This is a genomic window from Pseudoalteromonas sp., assembly GCF_018402495.1.
Classification (GTDB): domain Bacteria; phylum Pseudomonadota; class Gammaproteobacteria; order Enterobacterales; family Alteromonadaceae; genus Pseudoalteromonas.
Window position 1 is genome coordinate 849868 of the sequence record NZ_JAGYIU010000002.1, and the last position, 19239, is coordinate 869106.

A 19239-nucleotide genomic window follows, 5' to 3' on the forward strand; every position below is an offset into this window, starting at 1 on the left:
CATAAACTTATAATTGTAATAGGTTCATTAAATAATAAGTGATTATCCATCTCCAAAAATTATTTTTCTTATATTAAATAGCCCTATAGCTTTGTTATTTTGAAGCAAGAAAACCCTGTCGACAGCAAGACAAAAGCTTCATTATTTAGTTGTTCTAAATGATTAAGTATTACTGCGAGTTGGTATGAAAGACTACATTAAACAGACCTCCCTTTCAAAGAAGGTAAGAGCGTATATTAGCAACAATTGAAGTTGTAATTAAGAAAATGTAAAAGCAAGCCCAATTAATTTGTTGTATCAATATAAGATCTATAACTTACTAGGTTATATGAAGTCAAAGTAAACGACCTTATGTCTGATGTAAAATTTAAGCAACTAAAAGGTAACACCTACAAGACATATATTGATAATTTTAGCTGCTGAAGTAATTTAAATTAAGATAATGCCATAATAAATATAGTATTACCTTTTTAAGTATTACTGTTTTGGGGGTTACGAACGACCTCAATGATTTCAGTAGTCGATATAGAAGGTGTACGCGCTAAATATTTAACTTCACATAATGCTTTATATTCATCAAACTTACCGAACCAGTCGTCACCCATTACTAATAAGTTAGCCTTATGCTGCTTTATGTATTCTCCTTTGAGCTCTAAAGAATGCTCTATAAAAACCTCATCGACGCAGCGCAACGAACTAATGATTTTTATTCGTTCAACTTCACTATAAATTGGCGCCCTACCTTTTTTTTGCATATTAAGCATATCGGATGAAATCCCGACTATTAAATAGTCACCAAGCTCTTTAGCTCGCTCTAAAATATTAATATGACCAATATGGAAAATATCAAAAGTACCAAATGTTATAACTCGCTTCATTAGTAATTCTCTAAATAATTAGCTATTCGTTTAGCACATAAACCATCAACTTTACCTGCTAACTGCTCAATAATCTTTTTACGATTACGTTTAAATTCGCTCGTCTCAGTTGTACATGTTTTTATAGCATTAGGTAATTCACTGTATTGATTTGCTCTATGACAAATTTCATGAAAATATTTAATATCTTCATCTAAACGTGCCTTGAAGCGATAAGAAAATAAGCCTCGATAACTCCACCTCAATTTATAAAAGTCGCACCATACCACTGGCTTATCTAATGCAGCAAATTCAAAAATTGCTGATGATGCGTCCGACAACATTATATCTGCAATAGCTAAAAAAGGTGTTAAGTTAAACTCACTCTCATTTGCTACATATACATTCTTGTATTTTTGCCAATTCAATATTTTTTGTTTTTGCTTTCTGTAGCGTGATTTTGCAAGGCTAAAGAAATGCGGCTTTATTATTATATTATAATCTGAGAATTGGCTGGGGAAATCATCATTCATACATTCTATAGAGCTCGGATAAAATGTTGGCGCGTACAACAAAGTAAGTTTATTTTCGTCTAATCCTAATTGCTGTTTGTCTAGTCCTTTAATTGTTTTGTTTAATATAGGGTCTAATTTTGCGTACCCTGTATCAATGAAGTTTCCATTTGGGTATAGCGTTTCTAAACGCTTCAATCGATGTTCACCTTCTACAAACCGAACTGTAGTGGTTATGTTTGATACATCGTAATAGCAACTTTTCGGGCCAATGCCATGCTGCATCAAAGCACTTTTTTTATTTAGTGCCGCTGTATCTAAAAATGCATTACCAAAAATAACCCAATCACACTCATGGGTATTATAAAATGCTAACGCTTGCTCTGTACTTTCTAACCATACTGACTTTAAAGCCAGTTCCGCAACAAAGTTTTCACATATAGTAATAAACTGCGAGTCTTGTGACTTATAAAATACCAGCGAACACTGATGGCCTTTTATTGATAACTCTTCAATTACAGGTAGGTACTGTGGTAAATAGTAAATGTGTTGAACATCAAAATATACAAGCATTAATAATACATAATTAAAAAACAATATTTCTATTATACATATGTGAATGCCACTATAGAACTCAAAAAAGGAACCGTGTATTTTAAATTTTTATAATTTCACCACGCAGGGGCGCCATTTTAGCTAAAATTTTATTTTGCACTGTATGTGGGATATTTTGTTCATTCATCGCATTTATTAATAAATCGACAACGTGATTAAAGTCTTTTTCATTTATATTCATCCCGGTATGAATTGCGACCATAGAGTCGCCTTTATATTCACAAGGGCCTTCTGCCAGAGAGCATAAGTGACTAATAAATCCTTGTCGAAAATGGCTAATATTGCTGTGCTCAAAATAATGAAATACTTGATTATCGTTGCCTATTTGCGCAATAAAACTATCGGTTAGCTTCTCAAGCCCAGCTCGTTCGCCAAGCTGCTGATACAAAGAGGTGTTGGGTTGGGTTGTACACCCTGCAAGTAAGTTTAAACAACAAAAAATAAATACACTCAGTTTCATTACCAATACCCCGTAACCGATAAATACCAGCCAGTTTGATTATTAACACCAGCAATCCGCCCTAAGTCTAAATAAGCCGCAGTGACACTCATGTGTTTATTAGGGATCCACGCTATAAATAAATCGCGCCAATCTTGCTCGCCCAACCCTAAATTATTGGCTTTTTGCCGATACTCAATGCCAACGGCTAATTCGCGACTTAAAAACACCGCACTACTTGCTTCTAGTAAAATATGACTGCCTTCATTAGCGCCACCATATCCTAACAACCCTAACTGATTGGCTTTACTGTAGCGGGTGGTTACATTCCAAAACCAGTTGTATCCAGCAAGTGCTCCCAAATGCAATTTACTGGCAGCAAGGTACACATCGGTACCGCTTGTGTTTTTAGCCCCCACTAACTTTGCTACTGTGCCATCCTCTAGTGATTTATGCTGTACGCCCACACTTAGCTGTGGCCACTGACTATAAACAATATCACCGTATAAACGTACTTTTGCTCCAGTAATTGACTGCTCTATTTCGGTATTGAGTGCAGGCACATCAAACTGCTGCACTGCATAACTGAGCTCAACACGATTGAATAGGTTTAGTTGCATGCCGCAGGCATCAAGACGATAGTCAGTAACATCAGCACGACTACAAAAACCATTAACAGCCCATTCGTCTTCACTGGCATACCCTGCCAATTGTGCCCAAGGAACTAATCCGCCCCCTGCACTACCTTCAATTTGAGACACCCCAGGTGTTGCTAATAACTTGCCCGTTGCAGCCACACTTAACGTACTGCAAAGTAACAGTGACATACTCAATAAAAATTTAATGTACACGCTGATATTCCTCTAACCATTGTTCTAATTGCTGCGCTTTTAAAGGGCGACTTAAATAGTAACCTTGCGCATGATCGCATTGCATTTCGTGAAGCATTGATAAAGACTCAGCGGTTTCCACACCCTCAGCCACAACAGAAAACCCCAATTGGTGACCCAGCGTGATTGAAGAGCGCACTATGTATTGATCTTTTTGTGATTCGTGCAGAGTTAAAATAAAGCATTTATCTAACTTAAGCTCATCAATAGGTAACATTTTTAAGCGCCCCAATGATGTTTGTCCGACACCGTAATCGTCCAATGAAATTTTAACACCAATACCTTTTAAGTCTTGTAACGCTTTAATACCTTGGGCTTCATTTTCAATCATATCGCGCTCTGTAAGCTCAATAGTGACAACGCTTGGGTTTACTTGGTATTTATTTAAGGTGGCTACCAAAGAAGCGTGAAAACCTGAATGAGCAATATCTTGGGCAGAAACATTAATAGCGGCTTGTAAATGAATATCCTTTTTTGACCAATCGGCTATTTGTGCAATCACAGTCTCGACAACCCAAGCGGTCAGCTCGACGATTAACCCTGATTGCTCAGCTAAATCAATAAAGACCTCGGGCGACACCCAACGACCGTCTTGACGTTGCCAACGGATAAGAGACTCTACTTTGTCAATTTTCTGACTTTTAATATTCAACTTAGGCTGATAGGTCATAAATAATTGTCCATTATCATCATCAATTGCTTGTTTGAGTTCATCAAGCATAATTAAACGCTCCAAATGCGCCTCATCTTCACCGTCTTGATAATAATGTAAGCTTTGCTGACTCGTTGTAGCTGCATCTACAGCAATGAGTACACGTCGCATTAAATCGTCTGCTTTAGTCCCTTGCTCTGGGTATTGCACAATACCAGCATTAAAACGTAAGCTTATTTTTAAATTTTTAACCTTGTAAGCTAGCTGTAATTGCTTGAGTAAATCAGCCACAGCACATTTTACCTGCTCAACCTCTGCACAAGGGTAAACCGTTAAAAATTCATCGCCACCAATACGGGCATGAAAACCACCTAGCTCATCAGAAAATTGACGAATACGGTTTGCCACTGCAATTAAACATCCATCCCCTACTTGTGGACCAAGCTTATCGTTTATATGCCTTAAGCCTTTTATATCAATAGCAACAAGCGTGTACCGCGCATCATTAGTGAGCCGCTTAGCTAATAAATCTAACATAGCAGAACGGTTATAAAACCCTGTTAAAGTATCGTGATGTGCTTGAAAACTTATTTGCTGCTCACGTTTGTTAATATCATTACCCATGTTATTAAACGCGCTGACGAGGGTTTCTATTTCACTACTTTGTTTTTTACCTTCAAATTTAAAGCGGTAGTCGCCTTTAGCAAACTGCCTTGCAATAACAACGAGCTGTGAAAGCCCTGAGGTTAAATTATTGGCTAATAAACTACTGGTAATCACACCAAATAGCATAGTTAAAACAGCGAGTGTGATCAGCGTTAATAATAATTGCTCAATATCGCGATAACTCGAGGTTAAATCTGCGCTAAGCAGTAAGTTTATCGGATGCGATTGTAAAGAGGGTAAAGCTATTTGTTCGTTTTCATAGGCCAAGTATTCTGCAAAAAAACGAGCCGTAGTTTTATTGGTAAAGTAAGTTATTGGTTGAAAGTTATCTGGTTGGGATACTAGCGAGCTTGTTGCAAAATCATCTAATTGCGCAACAAAACTCACCTCCATACCGGTTAAGCTTTTTAGCTCAGTGGCCACAGCAGATGTTATTTTAAATCCGACCAAACTGTAAGCTATGGTTCTGGGAGTTTTAACTGGCAATAAAATCACTTGGTACAGCTGGTTATTTAACACCACAAAGCTCGATTGCTCAGCGTTATTTAATAACTCATCCATCAAGGGTTGTAGATTATCGGCAAAATTTTGTGCATTAACATTAGCTGATACTAACCGCCCTGATAAATCGAGCAACAGCATAAGATCCGCATTGATCCGTTGACTGTGGTTGTATAACACACTGCTAATAGTGGCGGCATCTCGCGTAGCAACCGCTTGCTTAAAACCAAAATCAGCGGTTAACACCTTTGCGGCTGTTAATAATAAGCTCTCTTTTGATTTTAAATATTGTTTATAAACACTTTGCGCAACCGTTATATTTTGCTGGACTTTTTCTGCCTGAAACTTACTAGTAGACCACCAAAAACTCACTAAACTGAGTAAAGTTGTAAGTAACACCAAGCCAACGCATAGCGTTGTTATACGGCTGCGTAAATTATTGCCCATTACCTTCCCTAAATTTACTACCAAAGGTATTTCGTGGTGCAGGCGTAGACGTATTTATAGTGATTGATAACGGGTTGGTTGATTCTATATCAAATAGCTTTTTATTATCCAAAGGAGCTGTTTGCAGTGAATGCCAAACACTGGCTTGCACAGGAAAAGTGTCTGTTTGAAGTTCAATACGCCCTTGCTCGTCGCTGGTATATACCTGATCACTGTTAGCAACATAAATATAGCCCACCATAGAATCGTGGATATTGCAGCCTAGAACAACAACGCCTTGATTATCAAACTTAATAGGTTCTTCTGGCTGACCTGAATATAATTTTAACTGAAAAGGCTTAGCCTTTGAAAAAGAATAAACATGATGGCGAATATCATCACTATTTGGAAAATTAACGTACTGACCTTGGCGCACAATAAGCAGCTGTGGTGAAAACTGTTTATCAACTTGATCCATCACCGCTGTGGGTAAATTACTTTGTACTTTTGAGGAAGGTAAATGCTTTATTTCGACTACAGCATTAGGCAATACTTGACCATGCTGATCTTTAATAACCAAATTAATAGAATTACCAAACGCCGATACACTAAACAATGCACCCACAATTAATAAAAAACGACGTTTTGCAATAAGTTGCGATGCTCGCTCTAACATAACCACACCCAAAAATTCACTATAGGGTAAGTTAATTAGAGACGAGCACTAATTGCAAGAATTATAGCTCAGTTACTTAAAATAAATACTTTTTCACTAGTTGAGTTCAGCTTTATCATTAAGATTAACTTGCTCGTTAGTGATTAATTAAACCGTAATCAGCATCTAAAATAGCAATCACTTCTTGGCGCGGATCATTGGGTATAACGATCTCTTTACCAATTATTTTACTGGCTATACCCACATAAGTGTCAGACACTTCAAGCATCACTGACTCAGGTAGAATATAATCTTTTGCTAACTGCTCACGCTCAGCCATACGATCTTTATTTAGTAACACGTCACTCTCTGGCACATTATTAATTAACAGCTGGCGAAAACCTTCTTTTGAGTTTTCAACAATGTTGCCATCTTTATAAGATGCTTCATCCCAAATACGTGATGAATCGGGTGTCCCTACTTCATCAATATAAATAAGTTGCTGCACGCCATTGATATCGTCGACATATCCAAATTCAAATTTAGTATCAACGAAAATTTGCCCAAGCTTAGCTAGCTCATTACTGATAAGGCCGAACCCTTCTACCAACAATTTTTCGTATTTTGTGACATCGTCTGCCGATTTAAAGTTAAATACATCTAAGTTGTTTGTAATATTCTCACGCGTGATATTCACATCGTCAACAGCAGGAATATCAGCCACCCCTTCAATAATACCTTTAGTAGAAGGAGTAATAAGTACTTGCTCAAGCTTTTGATTGGCAATTAAGCCATCTGGTAAATTAATACCACAAAAATGTCGTTCGCCTTTAGCATAGTCGCGCCACATACTGCCGGTAATATATTGACGAGCAATCGCTTCAACTTTAACCGTACTGGCTTTACGTACAATCCATACATAAGGATGAGGAATATCAACAATGTGATTGCCAGCCAAACCAGCTTCATTAAACATGTTAAACCAATGAGCAGCCACTGAGTTCAATGCAATGCCTTTACCAGGTACGCCATTTAAGCCATTTTCACCTTGCCATATGCAATCAAATGCAGAAATCCTGTCTGAAATAACCATAATAGCTAATTCAGTATCGGCAGGGACGTTATAGCCTTTTTCATTTATTAAGCGTTTACTGTCTGCATCGGTTAACCAATAAACTGAACGCACTTTACCACTGTGCACTTTACCTTTGGTACGTATGGGTAAGTCATCGTTTACGTCTAAAACTTTATAGCTAGTCATGCTATCTCCGGGGTTTGGCATGCTCAAAGAGCAAAGTATGGAATTGGGGTTAGGCGCTCTATAATAATCTAGGCAACCATAAAGCTCAATCACTGCCCAAAGTATTATTATTTATCCGAAAGAGATAATCTTTCCCTTCATATACTTATGCGTAATAATCAATTAACATAATACGATAAATTCATTCAAACGTCCCCTATAGGTTGCGAAGTAACGCGTTATGATTAACCTTGAGAATGTGTCTTTTAAATGGCAAAAAAACGCAGCTATCCCGACTCTTGTGATTAAACAGCTCATTATTAATAACGGTGAGCATGTTTTTTTACATGGTCCAAGCGGCAGTGGTAAATCCACCTTATTGGCGTTATTGGCAGGTATTAATATAACCACCAGTGGCCAGCTATGTGTTTTAAACCAAGACCTAAATGCACTCACCAACGCACAGCGCGATGCATTTAGAGCGGATCATATTGGCATTATTTTCCAAAACTTTAATTTACTACCTTATTTAACCCCATTAGAAAACGTCTGTTTGGGGTGCCAATTTTCAAAAAAGCGTCAGCAGCATGTATTCAGCCAAGCTAATGATTTAGTGAGTGAGGCTGCTCGATTACTCAATGCACTGGGCTTAGAGTCGCACCTTCATAATCAAAATGTTGCTACTTTGAGTATTGGCCAACAACAGCGAGTTGCTGCAGCAAGAGCATTTATAGGCAGCCCTGAACTTATTATTGCCGATGAGCCCACTTCAGCGCTTGATACGCAAAATCGTGAAAGCTTTATCAAGCTGTTGTTTGAACAAGCCAAAAAAAATAACAGCACGCTTGTTTTTGTCAGCCACGATGAAACATTAAAGCCACTATTTAGCCGCACAATCGACTTAGTAAATTTGCAAGGTGATGTATGATTTTATTTAAACTTGCCTATAAAAGTTTGCTCAATAGGCGGGCTAGCGTATTACTGACATTGCTCACTATTGCGATTAGCGTCATGTTATTACTCAGTATTGAGCGCGTTCGCGTGGATGCCAAAAGTAGTTTTAGTAATACCATTTCGGGTACCGATTTAATTGTTGGCGCACGTACTGGCGATATTCAATTACTCCTCTCCTCGGTATTTAGAATTGGCCATACTAACAATGGGGTGAGTTGGCAAAGCTATCAATACATAACAAAACAGCGCGGGGTTAAGTGGAGCATTCCTATCAGCCTTGGAGATAGCCATAAAGGTCAAGCTGTCTTAGGCACCACACTCGATTATTTTAAGCACTATCGATTTGCTAAAAAACAGCCCTTAGCATTTGAACAAGGACTGGCTTTTGCTAGCATCAATGAAGTTGTTATAGGGAGTGAGGTTGCAAAAAAATTAGCCTATAAAATTGGTGATGAAATTGTGATTTCTCATGGTATGGGCAATACTAGCTTTCATCATCATGACGATAATCCCTTTAAAGTGGTTGGTATTTTAAAGCCCACTGGCACGCCTGTGGATAAAACCTTGCATGTGCCACTGGCGGCAATTGAACTGATCCATGGTGGCGCAGACAATGCACATGATGATCATCATGACCACTCAAACCACGCATTAGTTGGCCATCCACAACAAATTACTGCTTTTTTAATGGGCTTTGACTCCCCGCTTTATACACTGCAAGTAAGGCGCAACATTAACCAATATAAAAAAGAGCCCCTTTTAGCGATTATGCCCACTGTTACTCTAAAAGAGCTTTGGGAAATGCTGGCAATTGTAGAAAAAATACTGCTGTTATTTTCATTTGTGGTGGTCATTATTAGCTTGCTCGGTATGTTAACCACATTACTTGCTAACCTTAATCAACGCCGCAGAGAACTGGCAATACTGCGTTCTGTGGGTGCCCGCCCTTGGCAATTATTTTCGCTGATCAGTATGGAGTCACTGCTCACCACCTTTTTAGGCTGCTTGGTAGGCTGTATTTTATTTTATGCGCTTATGGGCACGACGGCGGGTTACTTACAAAGCCAAGCAGGGGTAAGTATTAATATCAGTGTACTCTCTGACTATGAACTCACTTTGATTGGCGTTATTATGGCTGCGGGGTTCGTTATTGGCTTGATCCCCGCTACACGCGCTTACTTTTATTCTCTTAGTGATGGTATGAGTATAAAAATATAAATTTTAGGAAGATCATAACGTTGTTTAAATTAACTACACACTTTTTAATGCTCTTAAGCGCAGTGCTAATTAGCTTTGCTAGCATTGCAAATCCCCCCAAAGAAATTTTTTGGGAAGATTTAATTCCAGAGGGTCATGTGCAAATAGACACCCAAGCACAAGCTAATCACGAAGGCAGTGAGCAAAACTGGGTGCAACCTGATTTGGACGCGCCAGTTGTTAAAGCGCTTGATGGGCAGTCTGTTAGCTTACCTGGGTTTGTTGTGCCACTTGAAGGCGACAGTGAACTTATTACCGAGTTTTTATTAGTCCCTTATTTTGGCGCCTGTATTCATGTTCCTCCTCCGCCGCCAAATCAACTGGTTCATGTAACCATTAAGGGCGGTGTGCCTATCGATAGTTTATACGATGCGATTGTTGTAACGGGCGTTATTAAAACACAAACTTGGTCGGGCGAAATAGCCCAAGTAGGTTACACAATGCAAGCAGTCGGTGTCGCTCCCTTTGAGCTTTAAACCATATTAAAATTAAAAAACCGCGTAAAACGCTAATGCCAGTCAGTTAAGCTGACTGGTATTTTTTCTCTTGTTAGATGGGTATTTAGATGGCTTGGGTTTGACCCACCGTTTATAGCACCTATCTTCGCGCCGCCTTGGCAATTTAAAGTAACCTAACTGCTCTATTAATAGCGCGTAGTGCTTTGGAATATTCCCCGCTGATGTCAGTGGTATCGTTGCAAAATATTGGGTGACTGCCATTGAGCAACTCGCAAAACTAAGTTGATTTGGTATTACACTATCAAGCTTACTCGCAGCTTCTGTCATCGCTTGTCTTATGAGGTTATATGCGAGTAATATCCCCCACAATTCTTGCTCTATCATATCGGGCCGCTTGCTTCTCAAGGTATATTTACTGTTCAATAGTGTTTGTTTCATTTCTCTAAAGCCCAGCTCTATTTCCCAGCGATAACAATATAATTCAACCATTTCCTCATTTGGAAAGCGCATTGGGTCAATCATAGACGTCAAAATGCGATAGGTTTTTCCTCTAATTGTTTTTGTAACTAAGCGAGCCTCAACATGAGTAGGTAAGTCACTGAATTTCTTTCTAGATTGCGGGGTAGACGTCAGTCGTATCTGTAAGTCATTAGGGCTTATTTTCTTTATCACTTCAAATTGAAGGTCTTTGCGGGCGGGTATCATCCAGTGCCTTTGTTTTCCTGCTTGTTGCCAGCGACTCAGTAGCCCAAGGGAATAATACCCTTTATCAAATATCGTTAACGAGTTATCTGGCGTTTGCTCAATGAGCTGCTCAGCTAATCGCATTTCACTCGTTCTATAATCAGAAAATGCACTGTTGATGAGTTGGTGGCTGGTGACTTCCATATGGCAGACCATACGTATTTTAGGAAAGATATTTTCACTGTGCCCATTGCTTTGGGCTTTAAATGTTTCATGATTTTCAGGTGTGTCTGTTGTCCGCCAAACAACACCATCGACAGCGAGTAAATTGAGCCCCGCCCATGTTTCAAATTTATCGCTCTGGTAACTTTGCTTTGCCATTGCTAAGAATACTTGCTTAACAGCTTCTGAGCCTAGACGTTGCCTAGCTTGCACGATTGCACTGGGTGCTAATAAAGGTTTTTTATCAGGTAACATAATGTCCATTTGAGTTGCTATATCCCAAACCGAACGTTGCCTAAATAAGCTCATGCCAATGATTGACCATAATACAGCTTCTAAGGGGAGGCGGCGCTTTCTAACAGTTGCTACGCCAGCTTGTTGAAAAGCGTGTTCAATTAATTCTGGGGAGAGTATTTCGGCATACTTTTCAAATGTGTTAAACGTGTTGCATGCATCGAGAGTGGAAGCTAATTCATGAGCAAGTTGCATAAAAAAATCCTATGACCTGTGATCATAGGATTTTGATCTCATTTTACCGATCGTCAAGCTTTTTCTTCCTTAACTGATCGGCATTACGCGTAAAACGCGGTTTTTTTTAATCACAATTACTCACTAAATCTAAGCGGTACCGCCTACCGTTAGCTGATCAATTTTCAAGCTTGGTTGGCCAACACCCACAGGGACACTTTGGCCGTCTTTACCACATACCCCTACGCCTTTATCCAGCGCTAAGTCGTTACCTACCATAGAAATTTGTTGCATAACCTCAGGGCCATTACCAATTAATGTTGCCCCTTTAATTGGCTGGGTGATTTTACCATTTTCAATTAAATACGCTTCTGAGGCACTAAATACAAACTTACCTGAGGTGATATCCACTTGGCCACCACCAAAGTTTGGTGCAAACACGCCTTTTTTAACCGTGCTGATAATATCAGCTTGGCTGTGCTCGCCGCCTAACATATAAGTATTGGTCATACGTGGCATAGGTAAATGCGCGTATGACTCACGACGTGCGTTACCTGTTGGGTTTACCCCCATCAAACGCGCGTTCATTTTATCTTGCATATAGCCTTTTAAAATACCGTTTTCGATAAGTACGTTATAAGCGGCAGGCGTGCCCTCGTCATCTACATTAAGTGAACCACGGCGATCGGCCATAGTACCATCATCAACCACAGTACATAGCTCTGAAGCAACTTTTTGCCCTACTTTACCGCTAAAAGCAGATGCGCCTTTACGGTTAAAGTCACCCTCAAGGCCATGACCTACCGCTTCGTGTAACAACACGCCTGGCCAGCCATTACCTAATACCACTTCCATAGTACCTGCCGGGGCATCGATAGCTTCTAAGTTTACTTTAGCTTGACGAACGGCTTCTTCTGCAAAACCCATCCAACGCGGCTTACCATCTACCAGCTCTTTAAAGTAACCATAATCTAGGCGCGCACCGCCACCAGCACCGCCACGTTCACGGCGACCATTCTTCTCTAGTAATACAGAGCAGTTTAAACGGATCAGTGGGCGTATATCGGTAGCAAAGGTGCCATCGCTGGCTGCAATTAATACTTCTTCGTATACCGCAGACATTGAGCTAATAACTTGCTCAGCATCAGGGGCTAATTCGCGAATATAATTTTCAAGCTCACGTAACAAATTAACTTTATCGGTATCGCTCATGCTAGAAATAGGTTGATGCGGTGCAAACTGCTGCTTTGCAGCCACGTCACTAAATACTTTAACCGCTTTATCTTCACCGGCATCGGCAATACTTCGTGCTGCCGTGGCTGCTTTGTTTAACGCTTCAAGATTGATTGCGTCTGAATATGAAAAACCGGTTTTTTCACCGCTTACAGCCCGCACCCCCACGCCACGCTCAACGTTATAAGAGCCTTCTTTAACAAGGCCATCTTCTAATACCCAAGACTCATGATGACTCGATTGAAAATAAAGATCGGCATAATCAACTTTGTGCTGGTGAATATAAGCTAATGTTTTTTCGAGTTCTTCTCGATTTAGCTGGCTGTCGTGTAATAAATGCTGTTCAACCGAATTCATAATAATGGCTCTCTAAATCGTTGGTGAGATTGCAGCGGCATATCTCGTCTAATTTTGTGTAACTGGTTTAAATCTACGGTGCAACTAATAAAACCAAGCCCTGTTGATTTTTCACTTAATGTTTCACCCCAAGGCGATAACATGAGGCTGTGACCATAAGTTTGCCTACCGTTTTCATGCGTTCCATATTGCGCTGCAGCAATAACGTAACATTGCGTTTCTATAGCTCGCGCTGCAAGTAGCGGCTGCCAATGCGCTTTACCTGTTGGCACAGTAAACGCACTGGGTACTAATATAATTTCAGCGCCTTTGCGAACTAAGGCATTAAATAAACCAGCAAAACGCAAATCATAACACACTGTTAAACCAATTTTACCAAAGGGCGAATCAACAAGAACAACCTCATCGCCCGCTTGAGTAAAATCGGATTCTCGATAGCTGCCGGTCTGGTCATCTACCTCAACATCAAATAAATGTATTTTGTTATAGCTTGCAACAATATCGCCTTGGTTATTAAACAAGTGTGAGGTAGCGTAATACTTATGCTGGCTATACGGCTCTGGTAACGTGCCAGCATTTAACCAAATATTGTGCTTACGGCACAATTCACTGAGTTGCTGTTTGTACTGTTCAATACGCTGTGACACTAAAAGCGTATCACCTGCGTGTTTACTAAACACTAAAAACGCTTCTGGTAGACACACTAGCAGCGGGCGAGCTGTCGGTAAGTTTTGTACTGCCTGTTTTAATTTTGCAATATTATCATCTGGGTTTAAGCCCGAGCACATTTGCAATGCAATAATCATAGGCGCTGTATTGACGCATTCTGTATTCATTGTGTGGCGCTCACCTCGGCATCTTTGAGCTTTAACTTTGAAGGTGCTTGAGGCTGATTTTGTGCAGCTTGCGGCAAAGTCACTTCTCGGCTCTTACGATCTAACTCTTGCACCTGTGGATCATTCATTGTACCTGTCACTTTAAAGTTGATCTCTGAGATCACTCGCGCAGAATGAATTACTTTATCAATAGCTAAAGCAGCAAGCCCCGTTACCGGGTTAACCATCCAAGCCACAATCACAGGAATACTTGAGGTTACTTGCGGTGCAACGGCTAAGTCGTAATCTATTTCAAGGGTGTTTAAATTGGCATACCCTTTTATAGAGAGATCGGCTGGCACTCCATCCATTTTAGTATCTTGGGTATAGGCAATGCCTTTATCTATCTGCATGGTGCCTTTCATACTGTTATAGAAAAAACCTTTAGAAAATACATCTCTAAAATCAAGCTTTAACTTACGCACTAATGAATCAAGGCTCAGTAATGAGAATACCCGTGCGCCCCCATCACTGATTTCAGTTAAATGGCCTTCGCCTAAATCCCAGCTAATTTCGCCATTTAAACTAGCAATGTCTAAATCATAAGGTGCCGCTTGCCAATTTAGCTGATAGTTTAAGTTTGCCTTTGAATCTTTAATAGTGGTGGTAATATCAAACTCATTAAATAACGCGCCAATATCATCACTTTTAAGTTCACCGCTCATCGCTGTTAGGCCATTCTGCCATTGCCCTTTAGTCCGTAATATATGGTCGCCTTTATCTACCACTAGTTCAGAAATAAGCAGCTTTTTACCATCGCCTAACAATGAGGCGCTTACTTTATCAAGTTGATAATGACTCACTTTACAATCGGCACATTCAAATTCAATAGCCGGTAATTTTGTAAGCCATGCAAGTTGTTCAGGGGTTGATTTTTCGCTCGGTTGCTCTGATTCTGTATCTAAAAAGTTAAGCCTTAAATAATCGCTAATAATTCGAATCGGCTGACTTAATTGCCCGCTAGGTATAAATACTTCGGCTCTTAACTCTTTGGCATTGAGCTTTAATTGCAAATTATTATTTAGGGGCGATAAACGCATATCAAAATCATTAAACTGCATGCCACTAACATTAAAAGAGTTAATATTCGCAACGACCTCATGCAATGGCGGCATCACGCCCGGCGATGCACTCTCAGGCTGCATTTTAGCCACATTAATAATTTGATCAATTAAATCAACCCAAGGTAATAACTCACTCTGCGCTAAATTAATACTCACCGCTAAATCTTGTGAGTTAAGCCCTAAGTCTTTTTCACCGATGATAAAATGAGCGTTGGTAAACTGCGATTGAGTATTGTCTAGAATGGCATTGAAATAAAATAACTCATTAATATTTGCGGTAATTAAATTAGAAATATCGTCACCTTGAATAACCGCACTCAGAGGCCAAATTTGCTCACTGCTTTTTGTATATACTCTCGGCAAGGAACTACTTAAGCCAATAAGTGGCGATTCAACTTCGGCACGATAGTTAAACCCTTGCTCGGTAAAATTAAGCTCTAAAGCAATATCAACGTCACTTTTCCCGTTTAAGTAACCATCCAAAATGCCTTGGCCATGGTTTATGAGTGTTTGCGCATCAAGCTGAGCATTTATATTTATATTAGCGCGATAATCCTCTGCGTTTGCGTCACTATTGTAGTTAATAGTTAATGGCATACCAAGCCAAGTAGCAGTGGCGTTTGTTAGATTTACTTGCTGATTTTTAAAATTTAGCTCACCCTTTAAATGCTCAAGAGAAATACCAGGCGCAGAAATATAAAGAGGTGAGTCGAGTAAATTAACCTTACCAGTTACACTCGCTCCGCCCTCAAATTGTGAACCTATTAGCAATTCAATATTTGCACTTGCAAGCCCCTGCCCTTGCACAATATTAAAAATATCAGCCAAAGGATTTGCTAAAGGCGTGGCGGCAAAAAAGTCATGCATTTTTTCAAGCTCAGCTTGCTTATCAATACTAACCACCAATGGCGCATCGTCCATTAAGTCATCAATACTCACATGTACACTACTGCCAACGTCAAGGTTTACCAATTGACCTTGCTGACTATAAATATCCATTCGCTCATTTGAAAAATGCAACGCTACACTCGCATTAGTGACAGCAGGCCAAGCCGGATCGAATTGATAGGTAGCATTATCTATTTGCGCTAAAACATCAAACTGCCCAGAACCATCGTCAAATGGAAAGCCTGATAATGGACCAGAAAATAACACCTGGGCATTTGTTACTTCGCCTGATTTTATTGCGCCATTTAAATAACTAACTAACTCAGGGCTCATTAACGTTAAGGGAAAATAATGACCGGCAATACTGGCATCGGGCGCAAATGCTTCAGCATATAAATCTAAGCGTGGCGTGTCTCCTAAGCTTAATTGCATCTGTGCGCTTAAGGTCACTTCATTGTTATCAAACCACAGGTTATCACTGCTAATATGCCAATCACCTGAGCGCTTAGCTAAATCTAATTCAATGTTTAGCTGGTTATAGTCAATATTATTACTAAAACTAGCACCTGTAATTAAGTGGCTGTTTTGGCCAAAAATAGTGATCCGGCCATATTGCTGATTAACCAATCCATCAACCCTTAAGGATTGAGCGGCGGGTACGGCGTTTTTCTCTTGCCAGCTAATTTCATCGGCTTCAAACCACAACTGCCACTGCTTTGCATCTGCAAACTCTAGGTACGCGTTTTTTATTTCACCACTGGGTTGGCGAGCTAAGAAAGGGGTTAAGTCAGTAAAATTAGTTAATTCTGCTAAATCATTTAATAGGGCTAAATCGAGTTGCTGTAGCCATATTTTATTTTGCTTGCCTAATAAAGCTTCAAATTCGAGGCTAGGCCACGTTATTTCATTTGTACTAAACGCTAAGCCGGTACTTTTCAACCGCCAGCTATTTTGCTCAGGGTATAAATGAAATCCCCCTTCACTTAGGCTGACCTTTTGTGTTTGTTCATTGAGTTGCCAATTTACCGCACTCGGTAACCACTGTACTTTTACGTCACTTACTAAGCCTTGTTCTAGCCTAAGCCATGCTTGTAAATTTAAATCGCTGTGCAGTTGCTGCTTTTGAGTATTAATATACTGGGCTAGCCAATTTGACACATCCACTTGATTAGCTTGCACATACAAATCACCTATCATTTGCTCTAAGGTTTCACCTTTGAGTGCAATACGGGCATCAAAATTCCCCACTGAAATACCCGGTAATGCCAGGCTACCACTGCCAAGATGCTGTTTATCCTGGTTTTGCCATACAATGTTTTCTAATAACAATTTACGTTCTTTGTTATCTTCTAGTACAAAGCTGATGCTGGAGTTTTCTATTGCAAAGTGACCGGTTTCGCCTAAAAACAGTCCTTCTATTAATTCTTTTTGCTCAAATGAAACTTCATCTTGATCACCTGCAAATAAATTGGCGACATTAACCTTGGTATGAAAACCATTGATCACAAAGTAATTTGATTTAAGCTGCAGCGACTTTAAACTTTCCCAAAGGTTTAGCTCTAAACTGGTTTTAGCTATGGTTAAAGAGATAGGGGCTGTTTGGTTGTCTTTAAATGATAATTCTTCGAGTACTAAAGCGGGACCACTGCCTTGCCAACTTGCTGATATAGCGCCTATGGATAAACTAATATCAAACTTATCATCAAGGTAGCTTTCAATATCTCCTTTATAATCGTTCGCGTAGGGTAAGGTGTATTTTAAAATAGAAACAATCACGGCCAGTAGTACTAAAATTACTGCACTTATTTGCCATAATTTTCGTACACAATAAAAACAAGCCGCTTTAAATTTCATTACATCATTACCACATCAAACTGCTCTTGGCTGTATAAACTTTCTGTTTGGATATTGACCTGCTTTCCAATAAATAGTTCTAACTCAGCTAAATTGTGATACTCATCATTTAATAGCGCCTCACAAACTGCAGGCGAAGCATACACTACAAACTTATCTGCATCGTAAGCGCGATTGACACGTACTATTTCACGAAGAATTTCATAACAAACTGTCTCGACTGTTTTTTGTGAGCCTCGTCCTGAACAGGCAGGACATACATCACACAGTACATGCTCTAGACTTTCGCGAGTGCGTTTGCGAGTCATTTCAACTAAGCCTAATGCCGACAAACCATTGATATTAGATTTGGCACGATCTTTAGATAGTGCAGATTCTAACGAGTGCATTACGCGACGTTTATGCTCATTGCTTACCATATCAATAAAATCAATAATAATGATACCGCCTAAATTACGCAGCCTTAATTGGCGCGCAATAGCAGACGTTGCTTCTACATTAGTATTAAAAATAGTTTCTTCAAGATTACGGTGGCCAACAAAAGCACCGGTATTTACATCAACAGTGGTCATTGCTTCAGTTTGATCTATGATCAAATAACCACCCGATTTTAAAGTCACTTTACGATGCAGTGCTTTTTGAATTTCACTTTCTACATCAAATAAATCAAAAATAGGGCGTTCACCTGGGTAATACTCAAGCACTTGTGATAATAAAGGCACAAACTCTTCAGTAAACAGCTTAAGCTCTTGGTAGGTAAGCTTAGAGTCAACACGAATGCGCTCCATATCTTCACCTACATAATCACGTAACGTTCTAAAAGCAAGTGTTAGATCTTCATGCAAGATACTGGCTTTGCTGGTTTTTCTGCGTCTGGAAACTATTTTATCCCACAGTTTTTTTAAAAACGCAGCATCGTGTCTCAGCTCCGCTTCACTTGCACCTTCGGCGGCTGTTCTAACAATGAAGCTACCGTTTTCATCGCCGTATTCGGCCACAATTTTTTTAAGCCTTACACGCTCATCTTCCGTTTCGATACGCTGACTAACGCCGACATGGGTCGCATCTGGCATAAACACCAAATACCGTGACGGTATCGTGATATCAGTGGTTAAACGTGCCCCCTTGCTACCTAAAGGATCTTTAACCACTTGCACCATAATGTACTGGCCTTGACGCACGAGTTCACGAATATCTTGAACTTTTTTAATCGGCTCGTCGTCAACCCCTTCCACAATAGAAGCACTATTGACTATATCTGAAGCATGTAAAAAGGCGGCTTTTTCTAGGCCTATATCAACAAAAGCAGCTTGCATACCGGGTAACACTCGACTTATTTTGCCTAAATAAATATTGCCCACTATGCCTAAGTTACCAATCCGCTCTAGCTGAATTTCTTGTAATACACCGTTTTCGATTAGGGCAACGCGACTTTCACTTGGCGTGACATTGATCAGTAGTTCTGTACTCAT

At 39.8% G+C, this 19239-nt stretch carries 15 protein-coding genes; 3 read left to right on the forward strand and 12 right to left on the reverse strand.

Annotation, left to right across the window (positions count from 1 at the left end):
* Positions 1-470: 470 nt before the first annotated feature.
* From KG708_RS09465 to KG708_RS09495, 7 genes are all read right to left on the reverse strand, one after another.
* A complete protein-coding gene (locus tag KG708_RS09465) occupies positions 471-878 on the reverse strand; it encodes an adenylyltransferase/cytidyltransferase family protein (RefSeq protein WP_213609162.1) in 408 nt (135 codons plus the stop codon).
* Positions 878-1942, reverse strand: coding sequence for a CDP-glycerol glycerophosphotransferase family protein (locus KG708_RS09470; protein WP_213609164.1), 1065 nt, complete (start codon positions 1940-1942; stop codon positions 878-880). Before KG708_RS09470 ends, KG708_RS09465 begins: the two co-directional genes overlap by 1 nt.
* Positions 1943-2024: 82 nt before the next feature.
* Positions 2025-2444 carry a group 1 truncated hemoglobin gene (locus KG708_RS09475; RefSeq protein WP_213609166.1) on the reverse strand — a complete coding sequence of 140 codons (420 nt, stop codon included), beginning with the start codon at positions 2442-2444 and terminating at the stop codon, positions 2025-2027.
* Positions 2444-3274, reverse strand: coding sequence for a DUF3034 family protein (locus KG708_RS09480; RefSeq protein ID WP_213609168.1), 831 nt, complete (start codon positions 3272-3274; stop codon positions 2444-2446). Before KG708_RS09480 ends, KG708_RS09475 begins: the two co-directional genes overlap by 1 nt.
* Positions 3264-5579, reverse strand: coding sequence for an EAL domain-containing protein (locus KG708_RS09485; RefSeq protein WP_213609170.1), 2316 nt, complete (start codon positions 5577-5579; stop codon positions 3264-3266). Before KG708_RS09485 ends, KG708_RS09480 begins: the two co-directional genes overlap by 11 nt.
* Positions 5569-6234, reverse strand: a complete 666-nt coding sequence (locus tag KG708_RS09490; protein ID WP_213609172.1) for a methylamine utilization protein — start codon at positions 6232-6234, stop codon at positions 5569-5571. The genes KG708_RS09485 and KG708_RS09490 overlap by 11 nt, the downstream gene beginning before the upstream one ends.
* 136 nt (positions 6235-6370) lie before the next feature.
* On the reverse strand, positions 6371-7474 hold the full coding sequence (locus tag KG708_RS09495; RefSeq protein ID WP_213609174.1) for a phosphoribosylaminoimidazolesuccinocarboxamide synthase: 1104 nt from the start codon (positions 7472-7474) through the stop codon (positions 6371-6373).
* A 220-nt stretch (positions 7475-7694) separates the two neighbouring features.
* Between KG708_RS09495 and KG708_RS09500 the strand changes: the two genes are divergently transcribed.
* Genes KG708_RS09500 through KG708_RS09510 form a run of 3 tightly spaced genes read left to right on the forward strand, consistent with a single transcriptional unit; the run spans position 7695 to position 10140 of the window.
* Positions 7695-8381 carry an ABC transporter ATP-binding protein gene (locus tag KG708_RS09500; protein WP_213609176.1) on the forward strand — a complete coding sequence of 229 codons (687 nt, stop codon included), beginning with the start codon at positions 7695-7697 and terminating at the stop codon, positions 8379-8381.
* Positions 8378-9625, forward strand: a complete 1248-nt coding sequence (locus KG708_RS09505; RefSeq protein WP_213609178.1) for an ABC transporter permease — start codon at positions 8378-8380, stop codon at positions 9623-9625. The genes KG708_RS09500 and KG708_RS09505 overlap by 4 nt, the downstream gene beginning before the upstream one ends.
* 47 nt (positions 9626-9672) lie before the next feature.
* Positions 9673-10140, forward strand: coding sequence for a DUF3299 domain-containing protein (locus tag KG708_RS09510; RefSeq protein WP_213609361.1), 468 nt, complete (start codon positions 9673-9675; stop codon positions 10138-10140).
* 42 nt (positions 10141-10182) lie between these two features.
* Here KG708_RS09510 and KG708_RS09515 read toward each other — a convergent pair whose 3' ends face one another.
* The 5 genes from KG708_RS09515 to rng all read right to left on the reverse strand — a co-directional run bounded on the left by KG708_RS09515 (position 10183) and on the right by rng (position 19239).
* Positions 10183-11517, reverse strand: a complete 1335-nt coding sequence (locus KG708_RS09515; RefSeq protein WP_213608012.1) for an IS4 family transposase — start codon at positions 11515-11517, stop codon at positions 10183-10185.
* A 129-nt stretch (positions 11518-11646) separates the two neighbouring features.
* A complete protein-coding gene (gene tldD, locus KG708_RS09520; protein WP_028834503.1) occupies positions 11647-13086 on the reverse strand; it encodes a metalloprotease TldD in 1440 nt (479 codons plus the stop codon).
* On the reverse strand, positions 13083-13922 hold the full coding sequence (locus KG708_RS09525; protein WP_213609180.1) for a carbon-nitrogen hydrolase family protein: 840 nt from the start codon (positions 13920-13922) through the stop codon (positions 13083-13085). The genes tldD and KG708_RS09525 overlap by 4 nt, the downstream gene beginning before the upstream one ends.
* Positions 13919-17767 (reverse strand): YhdP family protein, encoded by a 3849-nt coding sequence (locus KG708_RS09530; RefSeq protein WP_213609182.1) that lies wholly within the window; start codon positions 17765-17767, stop codon positions 13919-13921. The genes KG708_RS09525 and KG708_RS09530 overlap by 4 nt, the downstream gene beginning before the upstream one ends.
* Positions 17767-19239, reverse strand: a complete 1473-nt coding sequence (gene rng / locus KG708_RS09535) for a ribonuclease G (RefSeq protein ID WP_213609184.1) — start codon at positions 19237-19239, stop codon at positions 17767-17769. Before rng ends, KG708_RS09530 begins: the two co-directional genes overlap by 1 nt.